The sequence below is a fragment of the Spirillospora sp. CA-128828 genome (genome assembly GCF_050945415.1).
GTDB lineage: Bacteria > Actinomycetota > Actinomycetes > Streptosporangiales > Streptosporangiaceae > Spirillospora.
On the sequence record NZ_CP191986.1, the window covers coordinates 6,698,439 to 6,712,722 of the forward strand.

A 14,284-nucleotide genomic window follows, 5' to 3' on the forward strand; every position below is an offset into this window, starting at 1 on the left:
AGGTTAGCGGCTCCGTGTGCTGCACACGCACCCGTCGGCGCCCTTGTACCGGGTCCCGTTCAGGACGGGAGGTGGTGCGTGTCGTTGTAGGTGCGCAGGGTCGCCGGCCCGTCGGCGTACCAGTCGATGGACGACAGCGCCGCCACGTCCAGATGCATCCGGTACAGGGCCGACATGGGCGCGCCGAGGGCGTCCTTCACGAGAAGCTTGATGGGCGTGACGTGCGAGACGACCAGCACGGTCTGCTCGCGGTACCGGACCTTAAGCTTGTCCAGGGCCGTGCGGACGCGGCGGGACACCTGGGTGAAGCTCTCCCCGCCGGGTGGCGCGACGTCCGGGTCGGCCAGCCACGCCTTCAGTTCGGCGGGCCATCCCTTGCCGGCCTCGGCGAACGTGAGCCCCTCCCAATCGCCGAAGTCGGTCTCCCGGAAGCCGTCCTCCGCACGGACGTCCAGGCCGGTGACGGCTGCGACCTCGGCCGCCGTGTCGCGGCAGCGGGCCAGCGGCGAGGTGACGATCGCGTCGAGCCCGCGGTCCTTGAGGGCGAGGGCGGCGGCGCGGGCCTGGGCGGCGCCGTTCGCGGTGAGCCGGGTGTCGCCGATCCCGGCGAAGCGCTTCTCAATGGACAGTGGCGTCTCACCGTGCCGCAGAAGGAGCGTGGTCATCGGCGTGGAAGAGACGGGCCGCGGCGGCGGCTCGGGCTCCCCCGGCGTCTCCTCCACCTTGCGGGTCCAGTGCTCGCCGCGGGCGGCGGCGTCCATCGCCTCGTTGGCGAGCCGGTCGGCGTGCGCGTTGCGGTTGCGGGGGATCCAGCCGTAGGAGACCGAGCCCAGGCCGGCGGCGAGCTCACGGGCCTCCAGCGCCAGCGGCACCATGTCCGGGTGCTTGATCTTCCAGCGGCCGGACATCTGCTCCACGACGAGCTTGGAGTCCATCCGGACCTCGACGCGGGCGGACGTGTCGATCCCCGCGGCCGCGGCCAGCCCGGCGATCAGGCCCCGGTACTCGGCCACGTTGTTGGTGGCGTGGCCGATCGACTCGGCGACCTCCGCGAGGACCTCGCCGGTCAGCGCGTCCCGGACGAGCGCCCCGTACCCGGCGGGGCCGGGGTTGCCGCGGGAGCCGCCGTCCGCCTCGACGACCAGCCTGCGAGAGCTCCCGCGTCCCCCGGCGGCCGCACTCACAGGCCCGACTCGGGGGTCCGGACGAGGATGCGGCGGCATTCCTCGCAGCGGATCACCTCGTCCTCGGCGGCGGTCCGGATGCGGTTCAGGTCCACGGTGTTGAGCGCCAGGTGGCAGCCCTGGCAGGCGCCGCGGAACAGCTTGGCCGCGCCGACGCCGCCGAACTGGCCGCGGAGCTTCTCGTAGAGGGCGAGCAGGTCGTCCGGGACGTCCTTGGCGACGGCGGTGCGCGCGGCGCTGGTCGTCCCGGACTCGTCGTCGATCTCCCGGCTGACGGCGTCGCGGCGGCCGGTGAGCCCGGTCAGCTCCTCCTGCGCGGCGGACAGGTCGGCGCGGAGCGCGGTGACCCTGCCCTCGGCGCCCTCGGCGCGCTCCATGATCTCCAGCACGACCTCCTCCAGGTCGGACTGGCGGCGGTGCAGCGACTCGATCTCCGCCTGCAGGCTGCCGAGGTCCTTCGCCGAGGTCACCTGCCCCGAGTCGAGCCGCTTCTGGTCGCGCTCGGCGCGGGTGCGGACCTGGTCGACGTCCTGCTCGGCCTTCTTCTGCTCGCGCTGCAGGTCGCCGACCTCGGTCTCGGCCGCCACGATCGCGTCGCGCAGTTCGGTCAGGCGGCCCTCCAGCCGCTCGATCTCCGCGAGCTCGGGCAGCGTCCGGCGGCGGTGCGCCAGCCGGTCCAGCGAGCTGTCGAGGTCCTGCAGGTCGATCAGGCGAAGCTGGGCTTGCGGTGCGGCTTTCACTGTGCTCCTTCTTCGTGAAGGCGCCACGCGTCGGTGACGAGCGTGGACACCCGTGTCTCCAGCTTGCCGGTTTCCGGGGAGGCCGCCGTGAGCCGCCGTTCGGCGTCGGCGAGCCAGGGCCACTCGGTCGCCCAGTGCGCGGCGTCCACCAGGGCGGGCCCGCCCTGCTCGGCGAACTCCGAGGCAGGGTGGTGCCGCAGGTCGGCGGTGAGGTAGACGTCGACGCCGGCCGCCTGCGCGGTGCCGAGGAGGGAGTCGCCCGCGCCGCCGCAGACGGCGACGGTGCGGACGACCCGGTCCGGATCGCCCGCCGCCCGCACGCCCCAGGCGGTGGACGGCAGCCCGGCGGCGGCCCGCCGGGTGAACTCCCGCAGCGGGACCGGCTCGTCCAGCTCGCCGATCCGGCCGAGGCCGCGGCGCGGATCGTCGTCGGCGGGGACCATCGGACGCAGCTCTCCGGTGAGGCCGACGGCCCGCGCCAGCGCGTCCGACACGCCCGGATCGGCACGGTCGGCGTTGGTGTGCGCTGTGTGCAGCGCGATCCCGTTCGTGATCATCCGGTGGACGAGCCGTCCCTTGGGCGTGGTGGCGGCGACCGAGTGCACCCCGCGCAACAGCAGCGGATGGTGCGTGACGATGAGCCCGGCCCCCCATTCCAGCGCCTCGTCGATCACGGCGGCCACCGGGTCGACGGCGAACAGCACCCTCCCGACCTCCTGGTCGGGATCGCCGCAGACGAGGCCGACGGCGTCCCAGGACTCGGCCCACGCGGGTGGATAGAGCTCCTCCAGAGCCGTGATCACATGGGATAGGCGCACGTCCCGCAGGCTACCGCGCCGAGCCGCTCCCAACGAGCCACCGAGCGTCACCACGGGGCGCCAGGGTCTGTAACGATATGGGACGGGACAGTGCACGACCGAGGGAGGAACGCCATGTCGGCTTCCGGCGCCGCCGCGGAACCGGAGCCCATCAAGCCCGTCGAGCCCGTGGCGGAGCGTCCGTACATGCCCGGCTACGGCATCCAGGGGCCGGACGAGGGAAGCGGCCTGCTGCCGTGGTCCTGGGCCGTGGAGCGGCTGCGGGCCGCCCGCAACTTCTGGGTGTGCACGGTGCGTCCGGACGGACGCCCGCACGCCATGCCGGTATGGGGCGCCTGGTCGGGCGAGGCGCTGCTGTTCAGCAGCTCGGCCCCGTCCCGGAAGATGGTGAACCTGCGGCTGAACCCGCAGGTCGTGGTGACCACCGAGGAGGCGGAGAACCCGGTCGTCATCGAGGGCCGCGCCGAGGTGATCACCGAGCCCCGGGATCTGCAGCGGTTCATCGACCTGGTCAACTCCAAGTACGCCACGCGCTATCGTGTCGATTTCCTGGACCCCGAGGTGAACGCGACCGTCGCGGTGCGGCCACAGTCGGTGTTCGGGCTCCGCCAGGGAGATTTCACCGGTTCTCCCACCCGGTGGTCGTTCATAACCTGAATGTCCGCTGGGATCATTCTGGAGACTCATCGCGTTGGAGAGTGTGTGAAGTCACCCTTTCGCCGCCGCAAGCGCGTCAAGGGCCGTCCCATGGGCACGCGCCCGGAGGCGGCCGAGCCGGAGGCCGTCGAGTGGCCCCGTGAGGGGACGGGCAAGTCGTCCCTGATGGGGGCCATCCGCGGCGAAGGCGAGACCGGCGCCGGTTTCGGCGGCGGCATGTTCGAGGATCTCGCGTCCGCCTTCGAGGGCTCGAAGAAGGTCAAGCAGGAGGAGCAGCAGCGGCAGAAGGTGCTGCGCCAGGACGACCACGAGCAGACGGGCTCCGGCGAGGTCCGCGACGATCTGGACTCGGGCAAGATCCAGATCCGCCGGACGCCGCGGACCGAGTGATCGTGCCCGATTTGTATCGAACATAGGTTCGAAGTCGGGTTATCCTGCGCTCGTGAGCACCTACGTTCCGCCCGGCTGGCCCTCGCAGGTGCACCCGCCGGGCACCGACCGTTTCGAGGACACCGCCCTCGCCTGGCTGCTCGAGCTCGTCCCGCCCGAGTACCGGCGGTACGGCGTCCTGCGCCGCTACCCCATCGCCCTCGCCCGGATGGCGCGCCACCACGTCGACGCGGCCGTGGAGGCGGCCCGCGAGGGCTTCCGCACGGCCCGCGTCGATCTGGGGGACGCCGTCCCGCCGCACGGCATCGAGTCCGTCCTGGAGGCCTACCGGCGCGAGGGCGCCCGCCTCGTCGCCCTCCGTCAGGCGATCGAGCTCGTCGAGACGGCTCTGCGCGGCCTCGCCGAGCCGGACGATCCCACTCATCGCCGCCCCTTCACCCCCAAGCTGTGACCGCCGTGTTGACGCTGTGTCGTGGCGTGCGCAAGCCTTGACCTGTTCCTGACGGGAGGCGGGTTTCCGGTGAGCACACCACCTGGGTGGTACCCAGATCCAGAGTGGATGGGCCGCGAACGCTACTGGGACGGGCAAACATGGACAGAACAGTCACGCCCCTTCTCCTCCCGAGCCCGGCGCCGAGCCTCCCTGAGCGCCACCCCGCCTCCTGAACCACCTCAACGCCCCCAGCCACCACCGGCCGAGCCCCCACCGGCCGAGCCGGCACCGCCCACCGCTCGGCCCGGTCCCGTTCCGCCACCCCGGCCGCCGACGGCACCGCCCGCGGATCCGACGGCCTACCCCGCGGCACCTGCGCCCCGTCTCGGGCGCGTCCCGCCCGCACCCCCACCACCTGCCGTGCCCCCGCCGCCCGCTGCGCCCCGGCCCGGCCCGGCCGCGCCCCCGCCTCGTTCGCCGGCGGCCCAGCCGCCGCTGGAGCAGGCTCGGATGGAGTCGACACCGCCTCCGCCGGCCGGTGCCCGCAAGCCCCGGCCGCCGCGCCGCCCGCCGCGGCCGGCCGCCGCTCAGTCCCCTTCCCACCGCGGCAGACCGGTGCACGTCCCACCGCCGGTGCCGGTACCGGTGGCCGACGTGCCGGCGGTTCCGGCGGCCGCCATGGCGCCGGTCCCGGTTCCGGGCGCCGAGGTCGGGCCGGCGCCTGCACCTCCGGGCGCGCCGGGGCGGTATCTGGCGCCGGGACGGTCGCAGGAGGCGTCCGGGCGGGTCGGCCTGGCGGTCGGTCTGGTCGTGGCATCGGAAGGCGTCCTGGTCGCGGCCGCCGCCTTCGGGGCGCACCTCGTCTGGCCCGTCTGGGGCGCGGTCGCCGCGGTCGCGGTGTGGGCGGTCCTGCTGTCGGCGCCCCTGACCGCGCGACGCGCCTACGGCTACCGGGAGCCGGACACCACCGAACGCGTCCGGCTGGGGCAGTCGTGGCGGGACGTGCAGCACCGCGCGGGCGCCGGTGCCTACCGGCTCGTGGTCGTCGAGTCGGACGAGCTGAACGCCTGCAGGCCGTTCGGGCGGACGATCGCGGTCACGTCCCGTTCGGCGCGCTCACTGCCGCCCGAGCACCTGGAGGCCGTCCTCGCCCATGAGCTGGGACATCTGCTGGGGTGGCGGGCGGTGCCGGCGTTCGTCCACGCCCAGCTGACGCTGCCGAGCCGCGCGTTGCTGTGGACGCTGCGCAGGCCCTGGTCTCCGATCGTCCCGATGTGGAAGCGGGCCGTCGCATGGCACCGGCCGATCGGCTTCCTGCCGGTGATCCTCCTGGCCGTCCTCGCGACGGCGGTCACGGTCGTGGTGGTGGTGCCCGCGGCCGTCGCCTACGCGGCCGCCGCGACGGCACGGCTGCTGAGTGCGCACGGTGAGGCCCGGGCGGACGCCGCGGCGGTACGGATGGGGCTGGGCGCGGAACTGGTCGCGGCCGTGGAGCATCGCATCGAGCATCAGCCGCACGGGCTGCCGCTCCCCCTCGTCCGGCGGGCGCAAGCCCTGCGCCGGCGGCTGGGCTGAGCCGGTCAGCTCCTCCCGCCGAAGAGCGGCGGCGGCCCCTGCGGGGGGTTCTCGGGTGGGCGCGGCCGCTGCTCCTCGGGTGGCCTCGGCCCGGTCTGCTGGCCGGGCGGCGGGCCCGGCTGAGCCGTGAGGGGCGCCCGCGGGGGCGGTGCCACGGGAGGGGCGGCCCATTGCGGAGCGGGCGGCGTGGGCCATTGCCGCGGCTCCGGACCGGGCGAGGTCAGGGCCGGGCCGGGTCCGGGGATGGCCGGCTGCGGGGCGGGCGGGTCCGGGAGGGGACCGGTGGTGACGCGCTCCAGCGTGATGATGGCCGGGTCGCATTCCACGGGGGTGATGGTGCGGCCTCCGCCGGGCGCCGACTGGACCAGCAGGAGCGCGTGGTCGGGCAGGTGCTGGAGGGTGACGGGTTCGACCGTGTACTCGTACACGCGCTGCGTGGTGTCGGCGTCGCTCCAGTTGGTCCCTTCGGCGTAGGAGTAGGCGGCCGACCAGTTCCGTGACGTGGTGACGGACGTGCCTTCGGTGTCGCTCTGGCTGGTCGAACCGCCCCGGTTGCTGCCGCGCTGGTAGTTGGTCGACCGGTCGGGGAACAGCCCGAACAGCTCGCCGCCCGAATAGGTGCTGCCGGAAGAGCGGCTCGTCCCCCAACTGCGGGACGTCCCCGTCGTGCGGCTGGTGCTGTAGGTCTCGGAGTCGCCGCCGCCCTCGGTGTCGGTGGTCGTGTGGGACTCGTTCCCGCCGATGTTCTTCGTGATCTGCGACAGGACGAACCGGTGGTCCCGTCCGATGAAGTCGGCGGCGCGTGTGGCGTCCTCGTTGCTGCCGAGCCGCATGAACGCGACCGCGCCGCCGCCGATCATCTCCGCGGACGTCTCCCGCAGCCGCCGGAACAGCAGGGTCAGCGGGACGCCGCGCCGCTCGCAGGCGTCCGACAGCCGTTCCAGATGGCGCCGGGCCAGCTCGTCCGCGCCGGCGACGACCAGGGCGGGCGTGGAGTCCTGCGACGCGGTGATGCGGTGCGTGACCCACTGGACGATCAGGTCGGTGAGCAGCTCGGACCGGACGTTGCGGGCCTGGCTGTCCAGCGCGATGCAGGTCAGATAGCCGACCCCCACCTTGGAGGGCTCGGTGCCGAGGTTCTCCAGCGGGTGGACGTACGACTCGATCCGCGACAGGTTCGCGTGCGCCTGCCGGCGGTACTCCACGGTGAACAGCTCGGCCGCGATGTGCCGCCGCTCGTCGCGGGTCAGGAGATCCCCGTCGTCGGGCTCGCCCATCAGGGCGCGGAGCGCCGCCGCGATCCGGCCGAGGGTGATGTTCTCGCCGAGGGCACCGCACACCTTGGTCAGGATCCGGTCGTCCATGCTGCGGTCGGCCCGCGCGGCGTCCGGCGTGCCGCCGTGCATGGACTCGACGATCGCGTCCACGAGGTCCTGCGGCGGCATGTCGGCCAGCAGGCCGGACGATGCCTGCCGGCTCGGCAGGAGCTGCGCGTCCACCCCCATCCACGCCGCCTGGGACAGCTCGACCAGCTCACGGCAGACGACCTCGCGGGACAGGTCGAGCACCAGCAGAGGCTGGACGGCGAGGGTGGACGCCCCGTAGGTGGTGAGCAGCGCCTCCCATGCCCACAGGGTCCCGCCAAACACGTCTAGGCGGCGCCCGGGCCGCGTCGCAGCTCCCCACTCGGGCAGGTCGTTGAGCCGCGTACGCTCTGCGTCGTCGTGGGCCTGCCTACGCGCATGCCATTGCCGCGCCTGGTCCTGGTACCCGCCGATGATCTGCTTCTGCGCCGTCGCGTACGCCTGGCGTGCGCTCTGCCGCTGGCGGACCGCCCACCACGCCAGCACCGCGCTCGGTGTGATGACGATGACGGCCAGCATCAGCGAACCGACCGAGAGGGGCGAGCTCGCCTTCGCGGAGCCGCTGGCCGAGCAGGCGGCGAAGAGCATGAGGCACACCGCGATGCCCGCGCTCACGGGGAGCGTCCGGGTCATCCTGCGCTGTGCCTGCTGCTCGGTCTCGGTGACACGGCGCGCCAGGTACTCCGGCAGGACCTGCTGTCGCGGCGGCGCCTCGGGGAAGGGCCGCAGAAACCACCATCGGTCCCGGAACACCCAGCCGAGGCGAGGATCGGGGCTGAACAGCCGCTCGCGGCGTGAGAGCAATCCCCCGGGATCGATCGGTCTGCCCCTCACGATGCTTTACTCCCGTTCTGTCCGGGTGCCGACTCGATCGTCACGCTTGGCGGGGTCATGCGCGGCGATGCCGCAAACAACCCAAGCAGATTGACAGGGAACTTGTCAGGCCCCCGGCCGGGAATCGGCCTTCCCAATGGCCGCCTTGCTCAATAGCCTGACTGTCCATGGCGCTGGACAGGGACGGAACCACGGAGCAGACCGACCGCCCGTCACCTGCGGTGGAAGCGCCGCCGCTCCCGCCGGACCGTCCGGGCGACGAGGGCGCCCCGTCACGTGTCGCCAGCCGCGCCGCCGCGCAGATCCCCGACCGCCCGGCGAGCGCTCCCGGCCGGCCGGACGACGACCTGCCGGAGACCTCCGCAGGAGAATCCCCGCCGGATCCCCCGGTTCAAGACGCCGAGCCGCCGGTCGACGAGCCCGCCGGCGAGGTCGTCGACGCCATGGCCGTCGACGACACGGCCATCGACGACACGGCCATCGACGACGCGGCCATCGACGACGACGCCGGGCGGCCCGCGGACACCGGCGGCCCGCCCGAGGCCCGGCCGGCCGCCGGCACCCGCGAACCCGCGGCGGATCGGCGGGACGATCCGCCCCGGTCCGGCGCGGCGCCCGTGGAGGCGCCACCGGTCGCATCGCCTCCGCCCGAAGGCGGGCGGCCCGGCGCACCTGATCCGTCGCGTCCCGCCGAGCGGGCCGGTCCATCGGACGCGGCAGCGGATCGCGCGATGTTCCCGGAGATGACGGACCGGTCGGGATACGTGTTCACCGATCGCGAGTACGCGTTCGCGAACGTCTCCCCGGACGAGGCATGGGACATGAAGAACCGGCGTGTGCCGCTGGGGATGCAGTCCCTGCAATGGCACGAGTGCGTCGACCAGTTGCGTGAGGCATTGGCCGCGGACGGCATCACCGACGCGGTCGTCCGGCTCCGGGGTCCGGGCGCCCGGTTCCACTCGGACGGCGCGCGGCGATGGTTCCCGCAGAACGAGGACGACCTGCGCACCAGAGTGGCCGAACGCCACCGGAAGGCGTCCGAGGAGGAGCGTGCCCAACGTGCGGACAAGGCCGTCGCGAGGTACCGGGCGGCCGGTTTCTCGGAGGACGGGGCCAAGCCGCTCACACCGTTCTTCGACAGCCTGTACCGGCTCGGCATCGCCGAAGAGCCCGACGGCTACGACTTCCGGATCGACGGCGACATCACCGAAGCCCCGGCACTGCGCGACTGGGCCGGACGCTGGGCGGACGCGGTCGGCCGCGGGGTGACCCTCACCGCGTCCGAGCATGACGGCCCCGTCCCGCGCGACGACGACTGGACCGTGATCGACCCCGCGGAGACCGACGAGGAGGCGAGCTGACGTGGAGCAGGGCGTGTTGTTCCGGAACCCGGCCCGGCGGGACGGTTGATCATGTGGGACCTGGTGCGGGGCCTGCCGGTGTGCCGGCTGCTGGAGGTCCCCCGTCCGGAGGAGACGGACGGCCGGGACGAGTGGCGCGACCAGCGGCTCGCGGCGCTGGTCTCGGCCTACCACGCGGGCAGGGACCCGGTGCTGGTCGGCTGGCGGCGCGCGCAGGCGTTCGGGCCCACCGAGGTGTTCGTCGGCGGGGACGGCCTCCTCGCCGACCGTGTCGGGGACACCGCGACGCTGAGCCTCCCCGCCGGCGGACGCGGAACACTGCTGCCCCAGGGGATCACCGAGGACTCGATGGCGCACTGGGTGAGCATCGGCGGGATCGCCGACGGCCTCCTCGTGGACGACCTGCCGCCGGAGGAGCCCGCGCGCCCGTCCCTGGAGGACGGCGTGCTCTCGGTGTGGATGCAGCCGTTCGCGTGGATGCTGGTCGCCGAGCCCGTCGACCCCTCGGAGGCCCGGCGCATCGCCGACGACCTGGCGGAGCGGCAGCAGCGCGCCCAGTCGATGGCGGAGCTGTCCCCGGAGGACTCGGTGACGGCCGTCCGGATGGAGAAGCGGCACCGCGAGCTGCGCCGGTCCGCGACGTCCGGCCTCTGGCGGGTGCATCTCATGGCGGGGGCCGCGACGCCGCGGGCCGCCGCCCGGGTCGCGGCGCTCGTGAGCGCCTCCGCGGACCTCGGCCGGTTGCCGTACGCGCTGGTCCCGGGGGCGGCGGGGCCGTTCGAGGCGAGCACCCAGCTGGTGGCGGCGCTGGCCCGCCCGCCCGTCCGGGAGGTCGCCGGCGTCCGGTTCGTGATGCGGCCGGAGTTCGACGTCACGCCCGAGTCGGAGGACACCGGCGTCCGGCTCGGACGGGTGCTGGACCGCAACCGCCGCGACGTCGGACCGCTCTCGCTGCCGCTGTCCAGCCTGAACCGGCACACGTTCGTGTGCGGCGCGACGGGCGCCGGGAAGTCGCAGACGGTCCGGTCGCTGCTCACGTCCGCGTCCGAGGCGGGGCTGCCGTGGCTGGTCGTGGAGCCGGCCAAGGCGGAGTACCGGCTGATGGCGGCGCGGCTCCCGGACGCGGAGGTCGTCACGATCCGGCCCGGGGACGCGGAGGCGATCGCGGCCGGGATCAACCCCCTCGAACCCTCCGCCGGACCGGACGGCCGGCCGTTCCCGCTGCAGACGCACGCCGACCTCGTCCGCGCCCTGTTCCTCGCCGCGTTCGAGGCGGACGAGCCGTTCCCGCAGGTGCTCGCGGCGGCGCTGACCCGCTGCTACGAGCGGCTCGGCTGGGACCTCGCGCTCGGCGAGCCGACCGTTCCGGGGACGTCGCCGCGCTACCCGACCCTCGCCGACCTGCAGGCCACGGCCGAGCAGGTGGTCGACGACATCGGCTACGGGCAGGAGATCACCGACAACGTCCGCGGTTTCATCCGGGTGCGGCTGTCCAGCCTCCGGCTCGGCACCACCGGGCGGTTCTTCGAGGGCGGCCATCCGATCGACTTCGACGCGCTGCTCGCCCGCAACGTCGTCCTGGAGATCGAGGACGTCGGGGACGACCGCGACAAGGCGTTCCTCATGGGCACCGTCCTGGTCCGCCTGGTCGAGCACCTGCGTCTCCGGCAGCGCCAGGGCGTCCCGCCCGGCCTGCGCCACCTGAGCGTGTTCGAGGAGGCGCACCGGCTGCTGCGCCGCAGCGAGCAGGCCGGGCCCGCGTCCCACGCCGTGGAGACGTTCGCGAGCCTCCTCGCGGAGATCCGCGCCTACGGCGAGGGGCTGATCGTGGCGGAGCAGATCCCGTCCAAGCTCGTCCCGGACGTCATCAAGAACACCGCCGTCAAGATCGTCCACCGGCTGCCGGCGAAGGACGACCGGGACGCGGTCGGCGCCACCATGAACATCACCGAGGCCCAGTCGCAGTTCCTCGTCACGCTCACGCCGGGCGAGGGCGCGGTGTTCACCGACGGCATGGACTACCCGCATCTGGTCCGCATGCCGGACGGCTCGCACCTGGAGAAGGCCGCGCCGGTGACCTCGCCCCGCGTGCTCGTGACCCCGCGCAGCGGCACGTGCGGGGCGGAATGCCGCGACTCCCCCTGCACGCTGCGGGACATGCGGGCCGCGCAGCGCGCCGTGTCCGACCGTCCCGAACTGGTGGTGTGGGCCGAACTCGCCGCGGCCGCGCACCTGACGGGCTGGGGCACTCCGCGAATGGACCCCGCCGTCCTGGACGGGCTGCCCGCGCGGCTCCGCGACTGCGCCGTCTCCCATGCCGTCGACGCCGCCGTCGCGTCCCGGGCCGCTCCGGGCGAACTGTCCGTCCACCTGGCGGCGATCCTGCAAGGCGATGCGTGCACGGACGCCGAGACGGACTACTTCGCGGCCCCGTACCGGTGGTGCATCGTCCTGGAACAGCTTGGAGAAGCCCACCGGACGGCTCCCGACGGCGGGCGCCACCCGCTGAGCGAGGAGTGGGAGGCGCGCTACAAGCGCGCCATTCCCGGCGCCGCCGTCGCCGACCAATACCGGACCGTCAACGCCTGGTGGGACCGCGACCAACGCGACCTCGACACCCGCAACCTCGCCCTGTGGGGCTCCAACGGGACGCTCGAAACCGCCGTCGGCGCGCTCCGCACGGACCCTGACTGGCCCGACCGCTTCCGCGAGGCGACCTCCGGCCTGCGCCATTTCGAAGCCCTGGCCGACGCTTTCATCTCCTCCCACTCCTCCGAATAGCCATGCACTATGGAGGCATGGGGCTCATGGAGCAGGTGGCACCGAATCTGGTCGACGTTCTCCGCCGGGACGCCTGGTGGATGGGCTGGAACACCTTCCTGGCATGGATTCCGGTGCTCCTCGCCTGCCTGCTCTTCCGCGGGCGGCACGTATCCCGGTCGCCGTTCTGGTGGGCAGGTCTGACCCTTTTCGTCCTTTTCCTGCCGAACGCGCCCTACGTCGTCACGGACCTGGTGCACCTGCGCGGCGACATCCTCATGGCCGACCGCGGCGGCCCGGTCGTCACCGCCATCCTCCCGGTCTACGCCGTCCTCATCGGGTCGGGCTTCCTGGCCTACTACCTCGCGCTGTCGGCCGCGCTCCGCCACCTGGCCCGCGTCGGCCTGGGCGCCTGGCAGGGCCGGGTCGCGCTCGCCGCGCACGCCCTCTGCGCCATCGGCATCTTCCTCGGACGCTGGGCCCGCCTGAACAGCTGGGAACCCGTCGTCGACCCGCACGCCGCCCTGGAACGGGTACTCGTCCACCTGACCTGGACGTGGGCTCCCGTCCTGATCCTGGCCACCTTCCTGGTCACATGGACGTGCCATTTCATGACCAAGGCCATAGCCGAGGCATCGTTCAAAGCCACCATGAAAAGCGCCCGCCACCTCCACACGACCCTCACCTCCTGACGGATCCGGCCACCGGCGGGCAGGGCTCGTCATCGGTCAGGACCTGCGCGCGTAGACCTCGATCTCGATCTTCATCCGGGGGTCGGCGAGGCCGCACACCATCATCGTCGCCGCCGGCCGCACCTCGCCGAAGCGGCGGCGCAGCACCGGCCAGCAGGGCTCGAAGTCCGCCCGGTCGGGCAGCAGGTACCGGACGCGCACGACATCGGCGAAGCCGCATTTCGCCTCCGAGAGCGCGGCCTCGACGTTGCGCAGGCACTGCTCCGCCTGCTCCACCACGTCGTCGGAGATCGTCATGGTGGCGTAGTCGAACCCGGTCGTCCCCGACACGTGCACCCAGTCGCCGTCCACCACGGCGCGGGCATAGCCGATCTGCTCCTCGAACGTCGAGCCGCTGAGGATCGCACGTCGCTCCGTCATGTCCCGAAAGCTAGATGACCGGGGGCGATACGTCTAATACTGCCTCCGGCATCACCCGATATCTCTAGAGGTATGGAGCGTCCCGAACTCCCCCTCGCGCAGCTGCACGCGTTCGTCGTCCTCGCCGAGGAGCTCCACCTCGGCCACGCCGCCGGCCGCCTGGGCATCGCGCAGCCGCCGCTGAGCCAGCAGATCCGCCGTCTGCCGGCCTGCTGCACGAGCCGGCGGCGGACGAGCCGGGGCTCGCCTTCGAGACAGTGCTGACCGAGCCCTTCGTGGCCGTCCTGCCGTCCGCACACCCCCTGGCGGGGCGCTCAGGCGGCGTAGTTGCGGAGGACGCGCAGCGCGTCGGCGGCGTGCGGGCCTTCGGCGGTCAGGCCGGACCGGCCGGGAGCCAGGCGGCGGGCGCCGACGCGGCAGAAGTCCGACGCCGGGCCGGTGACGCGGGACGGGGCGGAGGGGTCGCCGAACGTCCAGCGCGTTCCGTCCGGGGCGGTGAGGTCACAGAAGACGGGAGCGTCCGGGAGCCCTTCGACGGAGAAGGCGTAGGGCAAGGTGCGGTGGGCCAGCCAGGCGATGTGGCGGATCCGGGCCGTGTCGGGGTAGTCGATGTCCAGCGGAACGGTGATGTCCAGCGAATGGGCCCAGTGCTCGGCGAGCCTCGTCGTGGCCAGCGTGCGCGGAGACAGCGACGTCCTCACCCAGGAGAGGCGCGTGCCGGGCGGGTGCGCGCGCAGCGCGTCCGGCGTCGCGAAGGCCGCCTTCCGCCAGCGCGCCAGGAGGTCGGCCGGCGAGATTCCGCGCTCGGCGGCGACCATGTCCGCGGCCATGCCGTCGACGGTCTCCGCGGACGCCAGGAAGGCCGTCCCCTCCCCGATGGACGGGTCCGTGATCACTTCCTCGGTCTGCACGAGATGCAGGACGACGTCGGAGACGGTCCAGCCTTCGGCGTCGGACGGCCGCGACCACTGCTCGGGCGATAGGGATTCCAGGACCGCGTCCAGCCGGCGGTACTCCGCGGCCAGATCGTCGAAGATGTCCGCCATGGCGCCACCA

At 73.2% G+C, this 14,284-nt stretch carries 14 protein-coding genes and 1 pseudogene; 9 read left to right on the forward strand and 6 right to left on the reverse strand.

The genetic code is table 11. The annotated features are described in order from the left end of the window. Positions 1-59 precede the first annotated feature (59 nt). From ACQPXG_RS32315 to ACQPXG_RS32325, 3 genes are read right to left on the reverse strand one after another with little or no spacing between them, the layout of a single operon-like run. Positions 60-1,184, reverse strand: a complete 1,125-nt coding sequence (locus ACQPXG_RS32315) for a bifunctional RNase H/acid phosphatase (RefSeq protein ID WP_433462915.1) — start codon at positions 1,182-1,184, stop codon at positions 60-62. After that, positions 1,181-1,924, reverse strand: coding sequence for a zinc ribbon domain-containing protein (locus ACQPXG_RS32320; protein ID WP_433462916.1), 744 nt, complete (start codon positions 1,922-1,924; stop codon positions 1,181-1,183). The genes ACQPXG_RS32315 and ACQPXG_RS32320 overlap by 4 nt, the downstream gene beginning before the upstream one ends. After that, complete coding sequence (locus ACQPXG_RS32325; protein WP_433462917.1) at positions 1,921-2,742, reverse strand: Nif3-like dinuclear metal center hexameric protein; 822 nt, start codon at positions 2,740-2,742, stop codon at positions 1,921-1,923. The genes ACQPXG_RS32320 and ACQPXG_RS32325 overlap by 4 nt, the downstream gene beginning before the upstream one ends. A gap of 114 nt (positions 2,743-2,856) precedes the next feature. Here ACQPXG_RS32325 and ACQPXG_RS32330 point away from each other — a divergent pair, with 114 nt between their 5' ends. The 5 genes and pseudogenes from ACQPXG_RS32330 (at position 2,857) to ACQPXG_RS32350 (ending at position 5,797) form a co-directional block, all read left to right on the forward strand. Further along, on the forward strand, positions 2,857-3,399 hold the full coding sequence (locus ACQPXG_RS32330) for a pyridoxamine 5'-phosphate oxidase family protein (RefSeq protein ID WP_433462918.1): 543 nt from the start codon (positions 2,857-2,859) through the stop codon (positions 3,397-3,399). 45 nt (positions 3,400-3,444) lie between these two features. Next, the gene (locus ACQPXG_RS32335; protein ID WP_433462919.1) at positions 3,445-3,789 is read left to right on the forward strand and encodes a DUF6191 domain-containing protein; all 345 of its coding nucleotides are present in this window, start codon (positions 3,445-3,447) and stop codon (positions 3,787-3,789) included. Between the two features lie 52 nt (positions 3,790-3,841). Continuing rightward, a complete protein-coding gene (locus tag ACQPXG_RS32340) occupies positions 3,842-4,240 on the forward strand; it encodes a hypothetical protein (protein ID WP_433462920.1) in 399 nt (132 codons plus the stop codon). A gap of 69 nt (positions 4,241-4,309) precedes the next feature. After that, positions 4,310-4,393, forward strand: a pseudogene (locus ACQPXG_RS32345) (DUF2510 domain-containing protein); the annotation flags it as partial. Between the two features lie 483 nt (positions 4,394-4,876). Continuing rightward, positions 4,877-5,797, forward strand: a complete 921-nt coding sequence (locus ACQPXG_RS32350) for a M48 family metalloprotease (RefSeq protein WP_433470087.1) — start codon at positions 4,877-4,879, stop codon at positions 5,795-5,797. Positions 5,798-5,802: 5 nt separating this feature from the next. Here the strand turns inward: ACQPXG_RS32350 and ACQPXG_RS32355 are convergent, their stop codons facing one another. Next, positions 5,803-7,995 carry a hypothetical protein gene (locus ACQPXG_RS32355; RefSeq protein WP_433462921.1) on the reverse strand — a complete coding sequence of 731 codons (2,193 nt, stop codon included), beginning with the start codon at positions 7,993-7,995 and terminating at the stop codon, positions 5,803-5,805. Between the two features lie 167 nt (positions 7,996-8,162). Here ACQPXG_RS32355 and ACQPXG_RS32360 point away from each other — a divergent pair, with 167 nt between their 5' ends. From ACQPXG_RS32360 to ACQPXG_RS32370, 3 genes are read left to right on the forward strand one after another with little or no spacing between them, the layout of a single operon-like run. After that, positions 8,163-9,356, forward strand: coding sequence for a hypothetical protein (locus tag ACQPXG_RS32360; RefSeq protein WP_433462922.1), 1,194 nt, complete (start codon positions 8,163-8,165; stop codon positions 9,354-9,356). A 51-nt stretch (positions 9,357-9,407) separates the two neighbouring features. After that, positions 9,408-12,137: an ATP-binding protein gene (locus tag ACQPXG_RS32365; protein WP_433462923.1), complete on the forward strand. Its 2,730-nt coding sequence runs from the start codon at positions 9,408-9,410 to the stop codon at positions 12,135-12,137. Positions 12,138-12,163: 26 nt separating this feature from the next. Further along, positions 12,164-12,808, forward strand: coding sequence for a DUF1361 domain-containing protein (locus ACQPXG_RS32370; protein WP_433462924.1), 645 nt, complete (start codon positions 12,164-12,166; stop codon positions 12,806-12,808). A gap of 36 nt (positions 12,809-12,844) precedes the next feature. On the opposite strand, the gene ACQPXG_RS32375 is transcribed toward ACQPXG_RS32370, so the two are convergent. Further along, complete coding sequence (locus tag ACQPXG_RS32375) at positions 12,845-13,228, reverse strand: RidA family protein (protein WP_433462925.1); 384 nt, start codon at positions 13,226-13,228, stop codon at positions 12,845-12,847. Positions 13,229-13,300: 72 nt separating this feature from the next. On the opposite strand from ACQPXG_RS32375, the gene ACQPXG_RS32380 reads away from it, so the two are divergent. Further along, complete coding sequence (locus ACQPXG_RS32380) at positions 13,301-13,492, forward strand: LysR family transcriptional regulator (RefSeq protein ID WP_433462926.1); 192 nt, start codon at positions 13,301-13,303, stop codon at positions 13,490-13,492. A 50-nt stretch (positions 13,493-13,542) separates the two neighbouring features. On the opposite strand, the gene ACQPXG_RS32385 is transcribed toward ACQPXG_RS32380, so the two are convergent. Next, complete coding sequence (locus ACQPXG_RS32385; RefSeq protein WP_433462927.1) at positions 13,543-14,274, reverse strand: maleylpyruvate isomerase family mycothiol-dependent enzyme; 732 nt, start codon at positions 14,272-14,274, stop codon at positions 13,543-13,545. Positions 14,275-14,284: the final 10 nt, after the last annotated feature.